Raw genomic sequence first — 17,265 nt, forward strand, 5'->3', positions numbered from 1 at the left:
TCCTGCGCGTCGTCCTCGAGCACGAACACGACCGTATTATTCCAGAATGGTGAATGGGAGAGCGCGTCGATAACGCGTCCCAGGGCCAGGTCGTTGTCCGCGACGTACGCGCGCGGCGTCGGCGCGCCCGCCTTGGCACCCGCCGTATGGTCGTTCGGCAGTCGCAGGAAGGTCAGTGCCGGCATCGTGTCGGCAGCCACGAAACGGCGGAATTCCCCTAGCCATGCGTCGACCCGCTTTTGGTCCGTCGTCTCGAGGTCCCAACCCGGAAAGTCGGGCGAGGTGTTCGCAGCGAGAGGCGCCTTCGTGGCGGTCCAACGTCCGGAGCGATCCCGGATCGCGAACTCGCCGTAATTGCGTATCGTGACCCCGGCTCGGGCCGCAGAGTCCCATAGGTATCCGGTGCCCGGCTCATTCACGTCGTCGTCGGGAATCGTGTCGCGATTCTCCCCCTCGTAATCGTAGGTTCTTCCGCGGTCGGAGTAGAGGCTCGGAACGGTCTTCTCAACGTAGTCCGGCGCGTAGGCGGCCGTCGACCAGTCGTGGCCGTCCGCACTGACTTCGGCGTTTACGAAGAAGCGGTCGAACAGGCCGAAACGCTCGGCGAGCGCGTGATGATTGGGGCTCACGTCGCGCGGGAAATAGACGAGCGATGTGTCGCCGTCGCCCGCGCTCATGTCCCCGAACATCTGATCGTAGGTGCGATTCTCTTTGATGACATAGATCACGTGCGTGAACGGAGGGTACGTCGGCCGTGCCCGCGTCCTGTCCCAGCCCTCGGCGCGCGCGACGCGGCGGGACAGCGCGTCGAGGCCGCGCCCTGTGGGAAGGGACACCGTCGTGAGCGATCCCGAAGTCTGGCCCAGCGTGTAGGAGCGCTCGTCGGGTTCGGCCTTCTTCCCCGGCTGACGCCGCCTCGGATTCGGGCCGGTTCCGCGACCCTTGCCGTTCAACACCAGCAACGTGTTGCCGTCCGCCAGCACCGCGGTCGGATACCACTCGACCGGAACGCGCCCGAGAAGGGCGTCCCGGCCCTCCGTCCCCGGTGCGTCCGCTGTCGCGGCGCTCAGCTCGAACACCGCCGTCGCGTTGTTGTCCGCCTCGGCCACGTAGAGGCGGCGGTTGTCCCGTGAGAGCGCGAGCCCATTGGGCGTGGCACCCTCGGGAGGACCCTTTGCCGCCCCGTCGTTCAGCTCTCCGATTACCGCCCCGCGACGGGTGTCAACGACAGCAATCCGGTCGAAGCTCGCGCGTGCGACGAAAAGACGAGTCCCCCGCGTGTTGAGCACCAGAGCCGACGGATGCCGGCCGACCGGCACGCGCGGGCCCGCCTCGAGCCCGGCGGTGTGCGGCGCGAACGTCGCGAGCCAGGAGCCTCCCCACGCCGAAACGTACACGCGGCCGTCCGGACCCGCCACGACCCCGTACGGATATCGGCCGGTCGCCAGGCGCTGGACGACACGACCGGCGCTCAGGTCGACGACGGCGAGCGAGTCCGCGAGGTTCTCGGCGACGTAGAGCCACCGCCCATCCGGCGAAATCGCCATGCCCGATGGGTAGCGGATCCCGAGGCCGACGGAGCCCTTGGGATCGAGCCGGATGCTGTCCGAGAGCGCGGCCGAATCCCCCTCCCAGGTGTACCGATAAACCACGTCCTGGCTGCCTCCGGACGCATAGAGCGTCCGCCCGTCGCGGGAGAATGCGAGACCGAGAAAGGCCGCGGGCTGGACAAGGGTCTGAGTGACCCTCCGACTCGTCGGATCAACGACCTGGAGGCTCTGCTCGCGGTGTCCACTCAAGAGCGCGACCACCCGGGCGGAATCAGGACTGAAAGCCATCGCGAGCGGCATCGACCCGAGTTCGATCGAGGAGCCAGCCGGGTCCAAGACGACGCCGGTTGGAAGCCGAATCGGTTCGACGGCCAGGCGCGAGCACGAGGCGATCGCGATAACCGCAAGGACCGGCACGCGGGCGACGGAAGTTAGGATCCTGGATGTTGCTCTCAGAGCCAACCTCACGTAATGGTGTGTGTAGACTCGCGAACCGGAAAGAGACTGGTATCCTAGCACGGTCGTGCCCGGCGCGATACCGGGGGCCGATCCGCCAGCCCGTTGGGCGGTCTTCGCTTAGACCACCCTCGCCGCGGCTGAAGAAGCGCCCCCTCCACGCCGATAACTACTTGGCACTCGCGCTGCCCGGGCTGGTCCGGGCGCCGGTTCCCTTATCGCCAAAGCCAGAGCCATGGAGCGCATTTCGTGAAGAAGCGCCGACTGCTGCGCAAGACGCAAGTTGTCCAGTTTCTCCTGCGCGTTTCCAAGTTCCTTCTCAAGAGCCAGCTCATGACGCTCTTGCTGGGGCTTTGCGCTTTGGGCTTCGTCGTGGGGAAGCAGGTGCACCCCGACCCCAAAGCCGTGCCCTTCGAGGAGCTGTTCGAGAATCTGAGCGTGGTTTCGTACCGCGAGACGCCATCCGACTCGACCGCCCACTTTGTGGTCGAGCTCTCGACCCGCGGCCGAGTATTCCGGCAGTACGACATCGATGCGCGGCGATTCGAGGCGCCGATGCGCGGGCATGACTATCGGCGCTCGATCAGCATCACGCGCTACCCTCCCATCAAAGTGCGCGGTCACGTGAACCGCGGCTTCTGGCTCGAGCTTCCCGATTCTTCCGACCACGCTCTCCTCCCCGGGCAGTTCGACGAGCTCTACCAGACGACCCTCAACTTCGTGAAACCGCTTTCGGCGGCGGCTGTCGTGCTCGGAACGCTCTCGGGGTACTCGATGGGCTACCGCATGGGCACATGGAGCACCTCGTTGTCCAACCCGAAGGTGCAGGAGCGCGTACTCGCCGTTCCGGGCATCGGCCGCGTGATCGCGCGGGAGGCCTGGCGGCGGGTTCTCCTCGAGCCGGTCGTCATGGACCAGGAGAGCGACGCCGGACGATTCGCCTCGGTTCGCGGAACACAGCGCATCTACACCAACTTCTTCCGGCTCGCCCTCGCCGACAGCAATGACTTTATCCCCCATGAGACCGCCCGTCTGGACTCGGCCGGATGTCCCTACGAATCACGCACGATGCGCGCCTTCGCGCAGGCGGTCCATTGTGCGACCCAGGACACATGCGATCTCGCGAGCATCGACTTTGCCGCGATCGAGAATTGGGCGAACCTGCTCGACCGCCGCGGGCACTGGGCGTACAGGTCGACCCCGCCCCGGGGCGTGGAGCGCATGCGGTACTTCGGCACGCTCGCCTGGTATGGGGTCGCCCCATCCGAGCCCGACGAACGGCGCATCTGGGTGGGGCGCCGCCTCCTTGTGCGAAACGGCGATACGGAAGGCTTCGTCGCGGACGAGATCCCGCTGACCCGGGTGGGATGTCCCATCGCGTGGCGGGAATGGCTCCGCGGCGACAGCAAGTATCTGAGCGGGAATGCCTGGACCGCGCAGTTCATGAGGGAGTCGCGGCAGTTTGCGCCGGTGGTGCAGCTCGGGCGCGGCATCGCGAACAGACTGATCGGGAAGGAGTGAGGCCCCCTCCTTTCTAAGAACGCGACGCCCCGGGCTCCGAAATCCCCTTGACAGCCGCGCCCGTTCGCCGCAGATTGGAAACACGTCTCCCCCCTGCCGCTCCAACCATTCCCCAACAGCCGGCGACGAATCCCATGTGACGTGATGGATGTCCCAACCGGGCGCCCCAGACCGGTTGGAGGTTCTTTTCTTCCGCATTCGATCGAGCCGGGAAGGTATCAGGGGGATTGGTGGAATGAGATCCGGGCTCTCGCTCCTGGGCATCCTCGCACTCTGGGCTTCCGTCTGCGCATTCCAGTCGCCCGACCCGGCGGCACCCGGCCGTCCGGACCAGCACCTCCTGATTCGCAACGACGGCAAATTCGTCCACAACGTCGGCCAGCTGCTGCTGCAGATCAGCAATTACGGGGTTACGGGCGCGCCCTTCTACGGGGCCTTCTCGAACGTGCCGGGGGCCGAGTGGCCTCCTGGCTCGGGAAATGACTACATGTACGCCGCCGGCCTGTGGGTCGGGGCGCTCGACGCGAGCGGAATTCCGCACGTCACCACCAGCATCGGGCGCACCCGGTTTGACTTCGAGATGTCCCCGACGTTTCAGCCAAGGAATCCATGCGTATCCCTTCCACCCGACAAGGTCGCCGACGTGCGGGAATCCTACGAGGGGGCGCCCGGCGGAAACCGGATCATCTCGGCCAGCGTGAACGCCGACGATGACGGAGACGGGCTGATCGACGAGGACTTTCCGAACGGGGAGGACGATGACGGGGACGGGCGGTGCGACGAGGATTATTCGGCCATCGGCCAGCAGATGCTGGCCTGCGAGTACTTCGACGACCTCGAGAACATCCGGGCCGGGAGCCCCGAGCACGTTCCACTCGGGCTCAAGATCCAGCAGACCTCCTACGCGTGGGCAACTCCCGGGCAGAACGATTTCGTCGGCATGGACTACAAGATCATCAACCGCAGCGGCTCCACATTGCGGAACGTCTTCGTCGGGATCTTCGCCGATATGGACATTGGAAGCCGTGCCGCGTGTCCCGACTGCTACTACCTGGACGACGAGGCCGGGCTCTTTGATTCGACGGTAATCTACGTGGGATCCGCCGGCGATATCGTGAAGCGAAGGATCCAGATGGGGTACATGTGGGACAATCCGGACGATCCGGCTCGGACGCAGGACAACAAAGGGGGCGACGCACCCGGATACATCGGGTGCATGTTCCTGAATCACACGACCGACCCGAGCGGGGCGTCGGCTCCCCGAAGAGTGGGCATCACCTCGTTCAAGTTCTTTTCGGGAGACGCGTCGTTTGCGTCCGGAGGGGATCCCAGGAACGATTCCCAGCGTTACATTCTCATGTCCGATCCGATGCTGAACCCCGATGTCGTGGGGCAGATCACCTCGTCGAGACCGCTCGACTATCGATTCACCATGACGACCGGGCCGTTCCGGTCCATTCTTCCCGACTCATCCTTGACGATTTCCGTGGCCTGGGTGATGGGACTGGGGCGAGGGCCGAGCCAGGCCGGCGGAACCTTGATCGACAACGCGATCCGGGCCCAGCAGGTCTTCGACGGGCTGTACACCGACCTGGATGGCAACGCCCTCACGGGGACCTGTGGGAAGGAGACATGCCTCCTCAACACACAAGTCGGGGGGCGCTTCGTCTACCAGATCCCCGAGTCCTCGCTATGCCGCCTGCGGTTTCACACCGACGTACACACCGTGCCCCAGTTCGCAGATGTGACACCGTGGGATCCGAACACGCCGTGCGAGAACCAGCAGGACGGGAAATACGTGTGCCAGGACCGCCTCGGGGGAACGATCCCGAACGGCGGGGCGCACTGCGCGAGCGAGGACACGCTCGCCACGGTGATCGTCGCGCCCACCTGTACGTACGTGGACTTCGACTGCGACGCGAGCACGGGCCAAGGCGGTCGGGAGCATCTGGTGAACTGGGTCGCCGCGGCACCCTTGCCCTTGCCCTTTTACGGCGGAGAGAACGGGCAGGGCGAGGTCGCGGACTACCTGCGCAACTACTCGAGCACTCGCACCTCCGCCTGGTTTTTCCCCGGGGACCGGAAAGTCACCCTCAAGTGGAACAACTTCGCCGAGCAGGTGCGCGACGTCCAGCACGGGAACCTCAAGACGTTCGTCGGCTACCGGATCTATCGCGCGGCCGGGTGGACGCGTCCTCTGGGGACGAACGCGCCTTCCCGGGACCTGTGGTCCCTCCTGGGCGAATGGCGGCCGAGGCCCGGGGGTACCTCCGCGAGGTCCTTGTCGGAGCTGATTGACCCATCCGTTCCCATCATCACCAGCAATCCCGTCGAGGTCCATTGGGACCCGAACCGGCGCCTGGTTCGCAACGATACGACCTACACGGAAATCGATACGCTGTTCGCGGTGGGGCGGTACAGCTACGTGGACGCGCACGTGCTGAACGGCTTCCCGTACTTCTATGCGATCATTCCGCTTTCGCTGGTGCCGGGCGACTCGGCAGGCTCGGACGTGACCTTGCAGGGGAACCCGAGCGCGTCGAACGCGCAGGTCGTGTATCCGCGGGGGGATTCGCGGAACGACCAGAAGCATGTGTTCGTCGTGCCCAACCCCTACAAGGGAGGAGCAGAGTGGGATCTCGTGCCCCAGGGAGACGATCCATCGGGAACGAAGGTCACATTCATGAACCTGCCCCGCACCAGGGGGACCATCCATATTTTCACCGTGGCGGGCGATCTCGTGAGGGATATCCCCTTCGACGGGAGGCCGCCCGGGGATCTTCAGTACGGGAAGGACCCCGTAACGTCGGGCCAGGGCTCGGTCCCCTGGAACATGATCTCGCGGAATGGGCAGAAGATCGTGACCGGGATCTACCTTTTCTCCGTGGACACCGAGCTCGGGCACGAGGTCGGAAGATTCGTGGTCATCCGGTAGGCGGTTCCCCGTCCTGGGTCACCAAGCCTCTCAAGAAAACAACGGGCTCGGTGACCGGAGTCACGGACGGCCGGCGCCCTTCGAGGCATTATGGAAGTGCCGGCGGTGCGCGGCGCTCTCCGTTTTGCAGCCGGGCCCTCTCGCTACTATGACCATGCTTACCTTCGAGGGTTGAGGCTGCTCGCCACGGATCGTCGCGGTGCCGCCGGTGCTTCTATTCCGCCTCGCGTGATGCGATCTTATGAAGCAGCGCGGGGTGCCGCAGTCTGATCCTGCCGCGCGAGAGGCTGATCGCCCCGAGCCGCTCGAACTCCTTGAGCAGCCTGCTGACCACTTCCCGCGCCGTGCCGAGGTCGGCCGCGATCACGGCGTGCGTGATTTCGATGCTGCCATGGGTGCCGTCTGCCTCGAGGAGGAGCTCCTCCAGGCGGCTCGCGAGCCTCTGATCCATCCGGCGGAAGGCCACCTCCTCTACCAGCGACATCACCTCGCTGAGGCGCCTCGAGAACATCTCGAAGACGAACGTTCGAAGCGACTCGTGTTCCGCCATCCAGAGGCGGAACGCGGCGGCCGGAACGACAATCGCTTGGACGTCCTCCTCGACCCTGGCCATGGCCGGGACCCGACTGTCCGAGAGGATGCACGACACGTTCAGGGGGCACACCTCACCGGCCCCGACGTGGTAGAGCGTGATCTCCTGACCGCTCTCCGCCAGCTTGAAGACCCGCATCTTGCCGCTGACGATGATCGCGAAGTGGGCGCACGAATCACCCTCTCGAAGGAAGTAGGCGCCCGCCTCGAGACGAACGACCGTTGCCGCCTCCGTGAGCGCGCGTTGTAGGTCGAGCGGGGCGTGGGTGAAGAAAGGGATTCGATCCAGAGCTTCGCGCTTGTCGTCGGCGGAGACTCGACCGCTCGCGACGGTACCAGCCATGAGGTCCTCCCGAGCCGGGGCCTTCCGATCCCCGAGGCGAGTACCATCGCACAGGCCTGTCCGCGCGACAACGGTCCTTCGAGCGCGGGCGGGCACCCCCCGATTCTGGCAGCGGTTACGCGGAGGATAGGGTAGGCTCTTGCGCGCCCTTCGTTCGGTTCGCCCTGGATCAAGGAGGTGAGCGATGCGGATTCACAGCGGTGCCGGCCTCGTCTTCGCGGCTACAATCTTGCTCCTCTTCGCCTCGGCTTCAGCCGCTCGAGCGGATGTTTCCGCCGGAGTGCGCGGCGGGCTCAGCGTCGATCCCGATCAGGTCCTCTTCGGCGGCCACCTCGAATTCCCTCGCATCGCGGACCGCCTCTACGTCGTGCCGAGCGCGGAAGCAGGGTTCGGAGACGACCTGTTCACCCTCTCCTTCAATGGCGACCTGCAGTACCGATTCAAGGTGCGCAGTGAGGTCCGCCCCTACGCCGGCGGCGGCCTCTCGCTCTACTTCGTGGACTCCGATTTCGGCGGAAGCGACACGCAGCTGGGCGTCAACATCCTCGGGGGCATTTTCTTCGGCCGAAGAGCACGCCGGCCGATGTTCATCGAGGCGAAGGTGGGCCTCACCGACGAGATGCCGGATTGGAAGTTTCTGTTCGGGGTCACGTTCCGCTAGACCGGCCTTCTGTCTTTCTAAGGGGTGCGACGCGGGGGGACTAGCACGGAAGCGCCTCAGAGAGGAACATCGCACTCCACCGAGACGATATCCTCGACGGTCTCTCGCCGCGCGATGAGTGTGCCGCGCCCCGTCTCCCACCAAACCTCGGCGGCCCTTCCGATGGAGAGGTAGTTCGAGCTCATCGCGGAGCCATAGGCGCCCGCGTCCTGCAGGACGAGCAGGGCGCCCGGTCCGGGCCGGGGCATGAGCCGTGGCCGGACCAGCTCCCGGTCCCCTCGGGTGAAGATGTCGCCGCTCTCACACAGGGGCCCGGCCACGATGCACGGCTCATCGGGAGCCTCCGCGCCCGGCCCCCAGACCTGGATGTGGTGATAGGAGCCGTAGAGAGCGGGCCGGAGGAGGTCGCAAAAGCCGGCGTCCACCATCACGAAGGTATGCCCCTGTCCCCTGGCGTTGGCCCGCGTCTCCTTCACATCCCTGACCCGGGCTACGAGCACGGCGCCGCCCGCGACCAAGCAACGTCCCGGCTCCACCTCCACCCGGATCGCCCGACCCGCGGTGTCGGAGAAAATTCCGCCGGCCTCGTCGAGGAGGGCGCGGAGCGAAGCCAGATCGTAGGAGGAGCCATCTGGATGATACGGGTGGGGAATCCCCCCGCCGAGGTTTACCGACTCGGTATCGGGAAAGTCGGGGAGCAACCCCTTCAAGAACTCGACCAGCCTCCCCACGTTCGTGTCGAACTCCCGCAGCTCGGGCCCGGTCCCAACGTGGACGTGCAACGTCGTGATCGGGAGCCGCGCCTCGGCCGCGAGTCTCCGCACATCGGCCAATCGATCGGGCCATACCCCATGTTTCGAGGAGGGCCCGCCGGTGTCGCACGATTCCACATGCCCCTGGCCAAAACCGGGGTTCACCCGCACCGCGATGGGCCCGCGGTACCCCCCCGCGCGCAGCTCGCCGATCATTCCCGGGGATCCCACATTGGGCATGACCCGATGCTCGAGGACCGTCTCGAGCGCGTTATCGCGAAAGACGTCAGTCGTGAGGAGGATCACGGGTGGCTCCGATCCTCCCGGAAAGCCGGCGCGTCTCGCGCGCAATACTTCGTTCCCGCTCACGGCATCGATCCAGAGGCCCGCCTCCAGCACGACGTCGAGGATCTTCCGGCACGAATTGGCCTTCATGGCATAGCGTCCCGCCAGGCCTGGCCGGCCCACGATCTCCGCGAACCGGGTCACGGAGCTGCGCAGCTCGTCGCCGTCGTAGAGGTAGAAGGGCGTGCCGACTCGAGAGGCCAGGCGGTCGAGCGGATAACGTGCGAGGTCCAGCATGGGACCGAAGAGTACCGATTCGCGGAGAGCGTAGAGGGCAAAAAAAAATGGGGAGGCTCGTGACGAGCCTCCCCTCACTCTTTCCGAATCAGCGCCGCGGGCGGTGCCGGGCCGACGGCCGGCTTGGAGCCCGGCTCTCCGACCCATTGGGAAGATCGAAGGACACACCGACCTTCATCGTGAACTGGTTCATGTCCTGAACGATTCCATACCACGCATCGACCACCAAGTCGGTCTTCGGGCTCAGGGGTGTGATGAACCCACCCCCCATGTCCAGACCGAGCTTCGTCGAAGAATCCTTGATGGTCGGAAACCCTGGGACCGACGCCTTGGCGCCGAGGAAGTGGAGGCCGAGCCCTGCCCCCATGTAGGGTTGGAATTTAGGCGAGGACACGTGGAACATGTACTCGCACCGAGTGCCGAGCGAGAAATCGTGAACCGAAGCCTCGGCTCCGCCAAAGTCCTCCGATTTCGACCAGTAGCCCAGATGCGGGGCCAGCCTAATCGCGGGCGAGAGATTTCCCATGTTCGCGAAGACTCCCAGGCCCAGCGTGCTGCTGGCATTCTCGGGATCGACGAGGCCGACGTTGCCGCCGAGGCTTCGCAACCCGAGATTCGTACGCGCCAGTGCATTTTGCGACGCCATGCTGCAAAACACGAGGACGGTCAAAGCAACGAGTAGTTTCTGCATCAGCCCCTCCACGGTCTCAGGCGACATCGCCGCAGGGAACTGCGGCATTTTGGATCATGGGTGATCCCCCGCCGGATGGGATGGGAGGCGCAAGATTTGTACCGGGTCCTCCGAGGCGAGCCGTCAAATTCGGCGTTTGTCCGGCCGGCGCCTTGCCTCGAGGTGGATCCGCCTCCACCTACGCTGCTCCGCCAAGCGCAGCCTGAGATCCGATTTCACGGCCTGATGAAGGACCTCCCGCTGGAGTTTCAAATAGCTCTGGAAACGCCCGGCTTCGAGGGACCCGTCTTCGAGCGCGGCGTGAACCGCGCAGCCCGGCTCGGACGCGTGGGTGCAATCCCGGAAACGGCAGCGCCCGGCCAGCTCCGCGATATCCTCGAACGCTTGCGCGACCCCTTCTTCACCCCCCCACATGAGAACCGTGCGCATTCCCGGCGTGTCGAGGAGCATGCCGCCGCAAGGAAGCACCACGAGGCGGCGCGCCGTCGTCGTATGACGCCCCCGGCCGTCCGCTCGAATATCCCGCACGTCCATCAGATCCTCGCCGACGAGCCGGTTTACCATCGTGGATTTGCCCACGCCGGAGGAGCCGACCAGCGCGACGGTCCGCCCGGGCGTGAGATAGGGCGAAAGGGCGTCCAGCCCGCCCGGCGAGAATGCGCTCGTCACATGGACGGCCGCACCCATTGCCGCGCGCTCGACCGCCTCCATGAGAGACTCCACATCGGCGCACAGGTCCGCCTTGCTCAGCACGACGACCGGCTCGGCCCCGCTCTCCCAAAGCAGGGTCAGGTAACGCTCGAGTCGGCGTGGATTCAAGTCGCGGTTGAGAGACTGCACCAGGAAAACCGTGTCGATGTTCGCGGCGACCACCTGCTCCGCCGTTTTTTCCCCTGCCTGTTTGCGTGAGAACTTGGTGCGCCGCGCAATCACGAAGTGGATGAGGGCCGTACCCTCCCCTGCATTGCCTCTCGGGGCGCGGGCCATGACCCAATCGCCCACACACGGGAGGTCGGCCGCCACCTCCGAGGCCTCATGACGGAGACGCCCGACGACCTCGGCGTACCAGAGGCCCCCCTCGCCGAGGACTCGATAACTTCCTCGCTGCTCTTCAACCACCCTCAAAGGGATCAAACCGATTTCGTTGATCCGTTGGACCTGCTGCTCGAAAAAGGGGCTCCACCCCAGCGCTTCCAGGCTTGGCACGTTCGTCCACCTCTGCCCTCACGGGCCATGGATGAATGGAAATGCGGCGAGCCCGCCCAGGAGCATAGAGAGAGCCGGCACCTCAACGGGGGGTGACGGAAGGCGCTCCGGCGATACTAGCTGGCGGGAAAGCCGACGGGACCGTCGGCCGGAAGGCGGGCGCTGAGACGCGGCCTAGCGGCCGGGAGCGGCTCCTTGGGCTTCAATGGCCGTCGTCATATGCACCCTCCTTGAATCGGGGGACATGCTTTGACCGGGCAGGCGCCCGACTCGAATCAAGGTATCTTGGCAACCCCTGGTCAACGGAGAATGCGGCCGGTTCGGGAGCAGTTTTGCATGAAGACCGGGGATCCGGCTGCCGACTTATGGACCGTGGCCCCCGTGAGATACGTCGCCTGGATCGTAACATCGTCCCTGCTCCTGTCGGTCGGATGCGCCACAGTCGGCGCGCCCCCTGGCCGCGGCCCGGTCGCCCCCGCCCTGGACCGCGAGACGGGACGAGCCTCGTACTACCACTCCCGTTTCCAGGGGAGCAGGACCGCGAGCGGCGAACGTTATGACGAGACGAAGCTCACGGCCGCCCACCGCACCCTTCCCTTCGGGACACGCGTGCGGGTGACCAACCTCGGCAATGGCCGCAGCGTGGTGGTCACGATCGCGGATCGCGGCCCCTTCGCCCGCGGTCGAGTGATCGACGTCTCGCGCGTCGCCGCGCGGAGGCTTGGATTTCTCGCTGACGGCACGGCGGAAGTGACCCTCGAGGTCCTCGGGCGGTAGAGAAGCGAGCCCCCGGGCCGAAGGCCCGAGGGCTCTCTCGGTCGCCCATCCCTCCCCTATAGCCCTTCAGATTCCTTGACCTCGGCGCCCTGAATTTTCAGAAATACCCACACCCGCTTCCACCGATTGGCGCCGTTCGTCGCCGTGACCGACAGGCCCAGCTGCTCGGAATCCGTCCGAATCGGGATCCGATAGTAGACGCGCCAGGCCTTTGCCCCGGCATCGTAGAGGAACCCGTGTTTCTGCCCCAGGCGATCCGTGAGCGTCATTGCGGTGACGTCGGGGGATGCCTGTGCCGTGATCTCGACCACGCTTCCTGGGACGACCAGCGAGTCCGGAGCGAACACGGTGACGTCGGGCGGAAGCGAGTCGGCCAAAGCGGTCGCGTCCCCCTCCGCCAAAGCCCCAGCCTCCGGCGTGGTCGCACCGGTGGCCGAAGCCGCGACCATCTTCGGGGTTTCCTGGCCGGCGGTCGTCTGCCCGGCGTCGGCCGCGACCGAGGCCTGCTCCTTGTGCTCGCCGCATCCCAGAGCGAGAAATGCGAGCGCGGCGGATGCCACCACGATCGCGCGCCTCTTCGTTCCTGGGTCCTTCGTCTTCATTGCCTTTCTCCCATCCGGCTCCGTTGTCCGATCTGTGGCCGGATCGCCGGCGCTACCACGGATCGCCTGGTGATGGGCACGCGCCCCAGCGCCAGGACCGCGGGCGGCTCGCTGGACGGCCGCCGCTCCGTGGTCCAGCTAGATCAATCCCCGTGCCTCAGGAATAAGTCACTTCATGTGAACGACTTGCGTGATTTGATGTCCACCCGGCGGAGGCACTTATGTGTCAAGCTTGACACGGACTCCAATGCGGCCCACAGTGCCGTGACCCGGTAAGCCCTTGATTCACTATCGATCCAACCATTCCAGGGAGCGTGGCGTGACGGACACGGAGGGGGCCGCATTCGGAACGGCCGTCGCGTCGGTTTTCCTGTTTCTGGTCATGAGCGCCGACGCTTTGGCCCAGCCCATCCCCCTCAACGCGAAGGCCATCTGGGCGCATGAGTCGCGCGTGGTTCTCGCCGCGACCGATTCCCTGGCGGTCGAGGAGGGCTATGTCCTGTCGTTCCTATCGCGTAAAAAGACGGTGGCCACGGCGGTCGTATCCGCCGTCTACGATGGCTTGGCGGTCGCCACGCTGGCATCCGGATCTCTGAAGCGGGTGAAGAAGCTTCAGGACCTGAGAATCATGGCCGAACGCCCGCCGGTCCGGCCTCTGCCCTCGTTGCGGGTCGGGTACCCCTCCTCCAACCGGCCCAATCTGATCTTCACGTGCGAGCCAATGACAATCCGCGCTCCCCTGCGGGCCGGCGCCTATCGCATGGAGCCGTCGGGCGGGCGCTCCTACCGGCTGGTGCGCGATTCCGCGATCCCGGCTCAATCGCCCTGGCCCGACACGCTCCTGATCCGCCTCTTCGACGAGGCCGCGGATGAGGAGATAGCCCTGGAGCGCGGCGATCTGGACGTCGCGGTTTTTTGGCCCGGCGAGCTCTCCTCCCACATGCGGGAGAATCCACAGTGGCGCGATTACCTTCGAGGCACCCGTTCCCGAGGCGTTCTCGCGGCGCTGACAACGTCGGACAGGGACCCGGGAAGCACATCGATTCCGCGCGACAGCAGCGCGGTCGCATCCCTCAACGAGGAGGTTTTTCGCGGCGATCTCCAGCCCTGGAGCCCGCCCTTCGGCCGCGCGCAATTTCCCGAGACCGTGTGGACGGTGCGATCTCACGTGGCGAGGCGGTTCGAGGTCGACCGATCCTGCCCGGGCTGGCAAGCGCTTGAGCTCTCCCTCAATCGAGGAAGGTCGGGGGTTCCGGACGAGTGGAGCACCTCGCGGTTGACCTACCTCGACGCGCCCATCGATTCGCCGGATTCGCTCTCGTCTGCCAGCGCCGAATACGTGCGCCGGAGCGCGCTGCCTTCCGCGATTCGGGAAGGAGCGGAGGGCCGCGTGAAGTTCCTCTTCGCCATCCGCTGCCCCGTGGTCTGCCCGCGGAAGCTCCGCGCCTACGTGGGCGCGCTCGGAGCGGACGCGTTCGTCGACGTGCCCGACTGCCGGCCGGCTCGCCGCGAGCCATGACCTCCCTGCGCGGGCGCCTGATCCTCGCCTTCTCTCTGGTCACCATCGTTCCGTTGGCGATCGCCATGTATCTCCTGACCGAGCGGATCGAGACCATGGTCCGCGCCCAGGCGGCGGAACGGTTGAGCGCCGCGCTCCGGGGGATCCAGACGCAGGTGGCATCCGACGCCCAGCATGTGGCGGAGAAGCTCCAAATCCTCGGAAGGGATCCCCTCCTCAAGCGGCTGTTTCTGCTTCAATCCGGCAGTACCCGGGACCTGTCCGAGTACTTGGGGGAACGGCGATTCCTGCTCGGGCTCGACTTCCTGAGCGTTGCCGATACGAGCGGGAGCGTGGTCGCGGCGGCTGCCCCAGGAGAGGGCCGCCCCGACGCCTCGGGAATCCCGGCGGCGCGGACGGGCTCCGACGGTCCGGTCATCGAAGCCCTTCCAGGCGCGCCGGGTCTCGCGATGGTCGCCAGGGCGCCGATTCGCTACCAGAACGACATAGCCGGCTTCGTACAAGGCGGCTTGATGTTCGACGCTGAGTTTCTGCGACGCCTCAGCAAGGCCGGGGGCGTCGAATTGGCGTTGCGCGACGAGGAGAGCCGCGTCGGCGCCACGACTCTCGCCGGCCTGCCGGCTTCAGCGCTGCCCTATCACGATGGTGTCGAGCGCGTCGAGCTGCGAGGACGTCCTTATCTCAGCCGGAGCGTTCCGCTCAGCGTGGGCGCGCCCCCCCACGCGATCCTTACCGGGCTGGCCTCCACCGCCGCAGCCGACCGGACGATCGCGTCGCTTCAAATCGCCTCGGCGATCCTGGGTCTTCTGGGCCTCGGGATCGCGGCGTTGCTCGGGATTTTTTGGTCCTCCCAGATCTCCCGCCCCGTCGAGCGGCTCGCCGCGTTCTCCCACAAGCTCGCGCAGGGAGAGTGGGAGGAGCCCTTGACGCTCCACAGCGTGCGCGAGCTGCAGACGCTCGTGGCGGCGCTCGACCGGATGCGGAAGGACCTGCAGGCCTATCGCGACAAGCTCGTCACGAGCGAGCGTCAGGCGGCGTGGAGCCAAATGGCCCGCAAGGTCGCCCACGAGGTCACGAACCCGCTCACGCCCATCGCGATCTCGGTTGCCGATCTGAAACGAAGCTACGACCAGAAGCGGGCGGATTTCCCGGAAATCCTGGATCAGGCCGCCCAAACCGTCGCCGCCGAGGTCGAAACGCTGCGCCATCTCTTGCAGGAATTCTCCGATTTCGCCCGGCTTCCGAAGCCCGAGCTCGCACCGTGCCGCCTGTCGAGCCTGATGCGGGATCTCGAGACGCTCTACGGCCGCGATGTCGCGGCCGGCCGCCTGGTGCTCCCGCGTTCCGGCCCGGAGGTCACCTTCCCGTGCGATCACGGCCAGATGCGCCAGGCCCTCATCAACCTGATCAAGAATGGACTCGAGACCTTGAACAGCGACGGCCGCGTGGTGGTGTCGGCCCGTGTCGACGGCGGGGTCCTCGAGATCGCGGTTTCCGATACGGGCGCCGGTTTGAATGCCGAACAGAGAGCCAACCTCTTCGTGCCGGGTTTCACGACCAAATCCCAAGGGAGCGGGCTGGGATTGACCATCGTCCAGCGGATCGTGAACGATCATGAGGGAACGATCGCGGTCGACTCCGGTCCGGGGAGCGGAACCACGTTCCGGATACGGATGCCGCTGGGCCCGAGGGCCGAAGCATGACCGTTCTCATCGTGGACGACGAGGCCAACATCCGATCGAGCCTGGAGGGCGCCCTCGGCCGCGAGGGGTATCAGGTCGATTGCGCGGCGTCGATCGGCGAGGGCAGAGCGAAGCTCCGCGAGGCTTACGACATCGTGCTGCTGGATGTCTGGTTCGAGGAAGGCAGCGGATTGGATCTCCTCGCAGAGATCATGGCCAACACCCCGGACTCCATCGTCATCATGATGTCGGGGCACGCGACGGTCGACGCCGCCGTGAGGGCAACGCGACTCGGCGCGTTCGACTTCCTCGAGAAGCCGATCTCGCTGGAGCGCCTGCTGGTTCTTCTTCGGAACGCCACGAACACGCTCGAGCTCAAGGCCGAAAACCGCCGCCTACCGCGACCCTGGTCGTTTCCCATCGTGGGCCGCTCCGAGGCGATTCAGAAGCTCCTGCACGAGATCCAGCTCGCGGGATCCGCTTCCGCGCGCGTGCTGATCCAGGGGGAGAACGGGACCGGGAAGGAGCTGGTCGCGCGGGCGCTGCACGCCGCCGGCCCACGCCGGGAGATGCCCTTCGTGGCGATGAACTGCTCGGCGGTCCCGGAGGAGCTGATCGAGTCGGAGCTTTTCGGCCACGAGAGGGGCGCCTTCACCGGCGCCACCCAGTCGCGGAGAGGCAGGTTCGAGGAGGCGCATCATGGAACGCTCTTCCTCGATGAGATCGGCGACATGAGCCCACGGGCCCAGACCAAGCTCCTGCGCGTGCTTCAGGAGGGAGAGATCACCCGCGTCGGAGGAAATCGCGCCATCAAGGTCGACGTCCGGGCGATCGCCGCCACGAATCACGATCTGGCCGAGCGGGTCCGGTCCGACCGGTTCCGTGAGGATCTCTACTTTCGGCTCGCGGTCATCCCGATCACGGTGCCTCCGCTGCGGGAGCGGCCCGAGGATATCCCGATTCTTGTGGAGCATTTTGCGGCGCAGCTTTCGAAAGAAACCGGCGGGAAGCCGAGGAAGTTCGGCCCCGGCGCGATCGAGCGTCTCCAGCGCTACTCATTCCCGGGAAACGTCCGCGAGCTTCGGAATATCGTCGAGCGGCTGCTCATCATGAGCCGCGGACCGAGCATCGGCCCCGAACAGGTTCACGCCGTCCTGCCGCCCGTGGAGAGCGAGTCGTCCGGGGGGATTCGCTTGAGCGACTCCGTGCGCGAGTTCGAGAGGAAGGAGATCGAAGCCGCGCTCCTCGCCGCGGGGGGCAGCATGACGAAGGCGGCGTCGCGCCTGGGGCTCGAGCGCAGCCACCTATACAAGAAGATGAGGAAGCTGGGCTGGCGACCCGAGACGTGGAATCCGTAGCGGATTCGTAGCGTGGACTCAGCCGCCCGCGTCTGATAC

The 17,265-nt window shown here is 65.9% G+C and carries 13 protein-coding genes; 7 read left to right on the plus strand and 6 right to left on the minus strand.

The genetic code is table 11. From position 1 onward, the window contains the following. The coding region (locus tag E6K76_02345; GenBank protein TMQ60186.1) for a bifunctional YncE family protein/alkaline phosphatase family protein at nucleotides 1–1,850 on the minus strand (1,850 nt) is incomplete at its 3' end. A gap of 405 nt (nucleotides 1,851–2,255) precedes the next feature. On the opposite strand from E6K76_02345, the gene E6K76_02350 reads away from it, so the two are divergent. Next, nucleotides 2,256–3,527: a hypothetical protein gene (locus E6K76_02350; GenBank protein TMQ60187.1), complete on the plus strand. Its 1,272-nt coding sequence runs from the start codon at nucleotides 2,256–2,258 to the stop codon at nucleotides 3,525–3,527. Between the two features lie 235 nt (nucleotides 3,528–3,762). Further along, nucleotides 3,763–6,462 (plus strand): hypothetical protein, encoded by a 2,700-nt coding sequence (locus E6K76_02355; GenBank protein ID TMQ60188.1) that lies wholly within the window; start codon nucleotides 3,763–3,765, stop codon nucleotides 6,460–6,462. Nucleotides 6,463–6,676: 214 nt separating this feature from the next. Here E6K76_02355 and E6K76_02360 read toward each other — a convergent pair whose 3' ends face one another. After that, the gene (locus E6K76_02360; protein ID TMQ60189.1) at nucleotides 6,677–7,396 is read right to left on the minus strand and encodes a Crp/Fnr family transcriptional regulator; all 720 of its coding nucleotides are present in this window, start codon (nucleotides 7,394–7,396) and stop codon (nucleotides 6,677–6,679) included. Nucleotides 7,397–7,580: 184 nt separating this feature from the next. Here E6K76_02360 and E6K76_02365 point away from each other — a divergent pair, with 184 nt between their 5' ends. Continuing rightward, nucleotides 7,581–8,057, plus strand: coding sequence for a hypothetical protein (locus tag E6K76_02365; GenBank protein TMQ60190.1), 477 nt, complete (start codon nucleotides 7,581–7,583; stop codon nucleotides 8,055–8,057). 56 nt (nucleotides 8,058–8,113) lie between these two features. On the opposite strand, the gene lysA is transcribed toward E6K76_02365, so the two are convergent. The 3 genes from lysA to rsgA form a co-directional block, all read right to left on the minus strand. Further along, nucleotides 8,114–9,538, minus strand: a complete 1,425-nt coding sequence (gene lysA / locus E6K76_02370; GenBank protein TMQ60191.1) for a diaminopimelate decarboxylase — start codon at nucleotides 9,536–9,538, stop codon at nucleotides 8,114–8,116. After that, nucleotides 9,480–10,130: a hypothetical protein gene (locus tag E6K76_02375; GenBank protein ID TMQ60192.1), complete on the minus strand. Its 651-nt coding sequence runs from the start codon at nucleotides 10,128–10,130 to the stop codon at nucleotides 9,480–9,482. The genes lysA and E6K76_02375 overlap by 59 nt, the downstream gene beginning before the upstream one ends. A 75-nt stretch (nucleotides 10,131–10,205) precedes the next feature. Then, nucleotides 10,206–11,288, minus strand: a complete 1,083-nt coding sequence (rsgA, locus tag E6K76_02380; GenBank protein TMQ60193.1) for a ribosome small subunit-dependent GTPase A — start codon at nucleotides 11,286–11,288, stop codon at nucleotides 10,206–10,208. Between the two features lie 336 nt (nucleotides 11,289–11,624). On the opposite strand from rsgA, the gene E6K76_02385 reads away from it, so the two are divergent. Continuing rightward, nucleotides 11,625–12,065, plus strand: coding sequence for a septal ring lytic transglycosylase RlpA family protein (locus E6K76_02385; GenBank protein ID TMQ60194.1), 441 nt, complete (start codon nucleotides 11,625–11,627; stop codon nucleotides 12,063–12,065). Nucleotides 12,066–12,121: 56 nt separating this feature from the next. Here E6K76_02385 and E6K76_02390 read toward each other — a convergent pair whose 3' ends face one another. Further along, nucleotides 12,122–12,667, minus strand: a complete 546-nt coding sequence (locus tag E6K76_02390; GenBank protein TMQ60195.1) for a hypothetical protein — start codon at nucleotides 12,665–12,667, stop codon at nucleotides 12,122–12,124. Nucleotides 12,668–12,986: 319 nt separating this feature from the next. On the opposite strand from E6K76_02390, the gene E6K76_02395 reads away from it, so the two are divergent. Genes E6K76_02395 through E6K76_02405 form a run of 3 tightly spaced genes read left to right on the plus strand, consistent with a single transcriptional unit; the run spans nucleotide 12,987 to nucleotide 17,226 of the window. Further along, entirely contained in the window at nucleotides 12,987–14,186 is a 1,200-nt protein-coding gene (locus tag E6K76_02395) for a hypothetical protein (GenBank protein TMQ60196.1), read from the plus strand. After that, on the plus strand, nucleotides 14,183–15,889 hold the full coding sequence (locus tag E6K76_02400; GenBank protein TMQ60197.1) for a HAMP domain-containing protein: 1,707 nt from the start codon (nucleotides 14,183–14,185) through the stop codon (nucleotides 15,887–15,889). Before E6K76_02395 ends, E6K76_02400 begins: the two co-directional genes overlap by 4 nt. Next, nucleotides 15,886–17,226 carry a sigma-54-dependent Fis family transcriptional regulator gene (locus E6K76_02405; protein TMQ60198.1) on the plus strand — a complete coding sequence of 447 codons (1,341 nt, stop codon included), beginning with the start codon at nucleotides 15,886–15,888 and terminating at the stop codon, nucleotides 17,224–17,226. The genes E6K76_02400 and E6K76_02405 overlap by 4 nt, the downstream gene beginning before the upstream one ends. The last annotated feature ends 39 nt before the right edge of the window (nucleotides 17,227–17,265 follow it).

The organism is Candidatus Eisenbacteria bacterium (assembly GCA_005893275.1).
Lineage (GTDB): Bacteria > Eisenbacteria > RBG-16-71-46 > SZUA-252 > SZUA-252 > WS-7.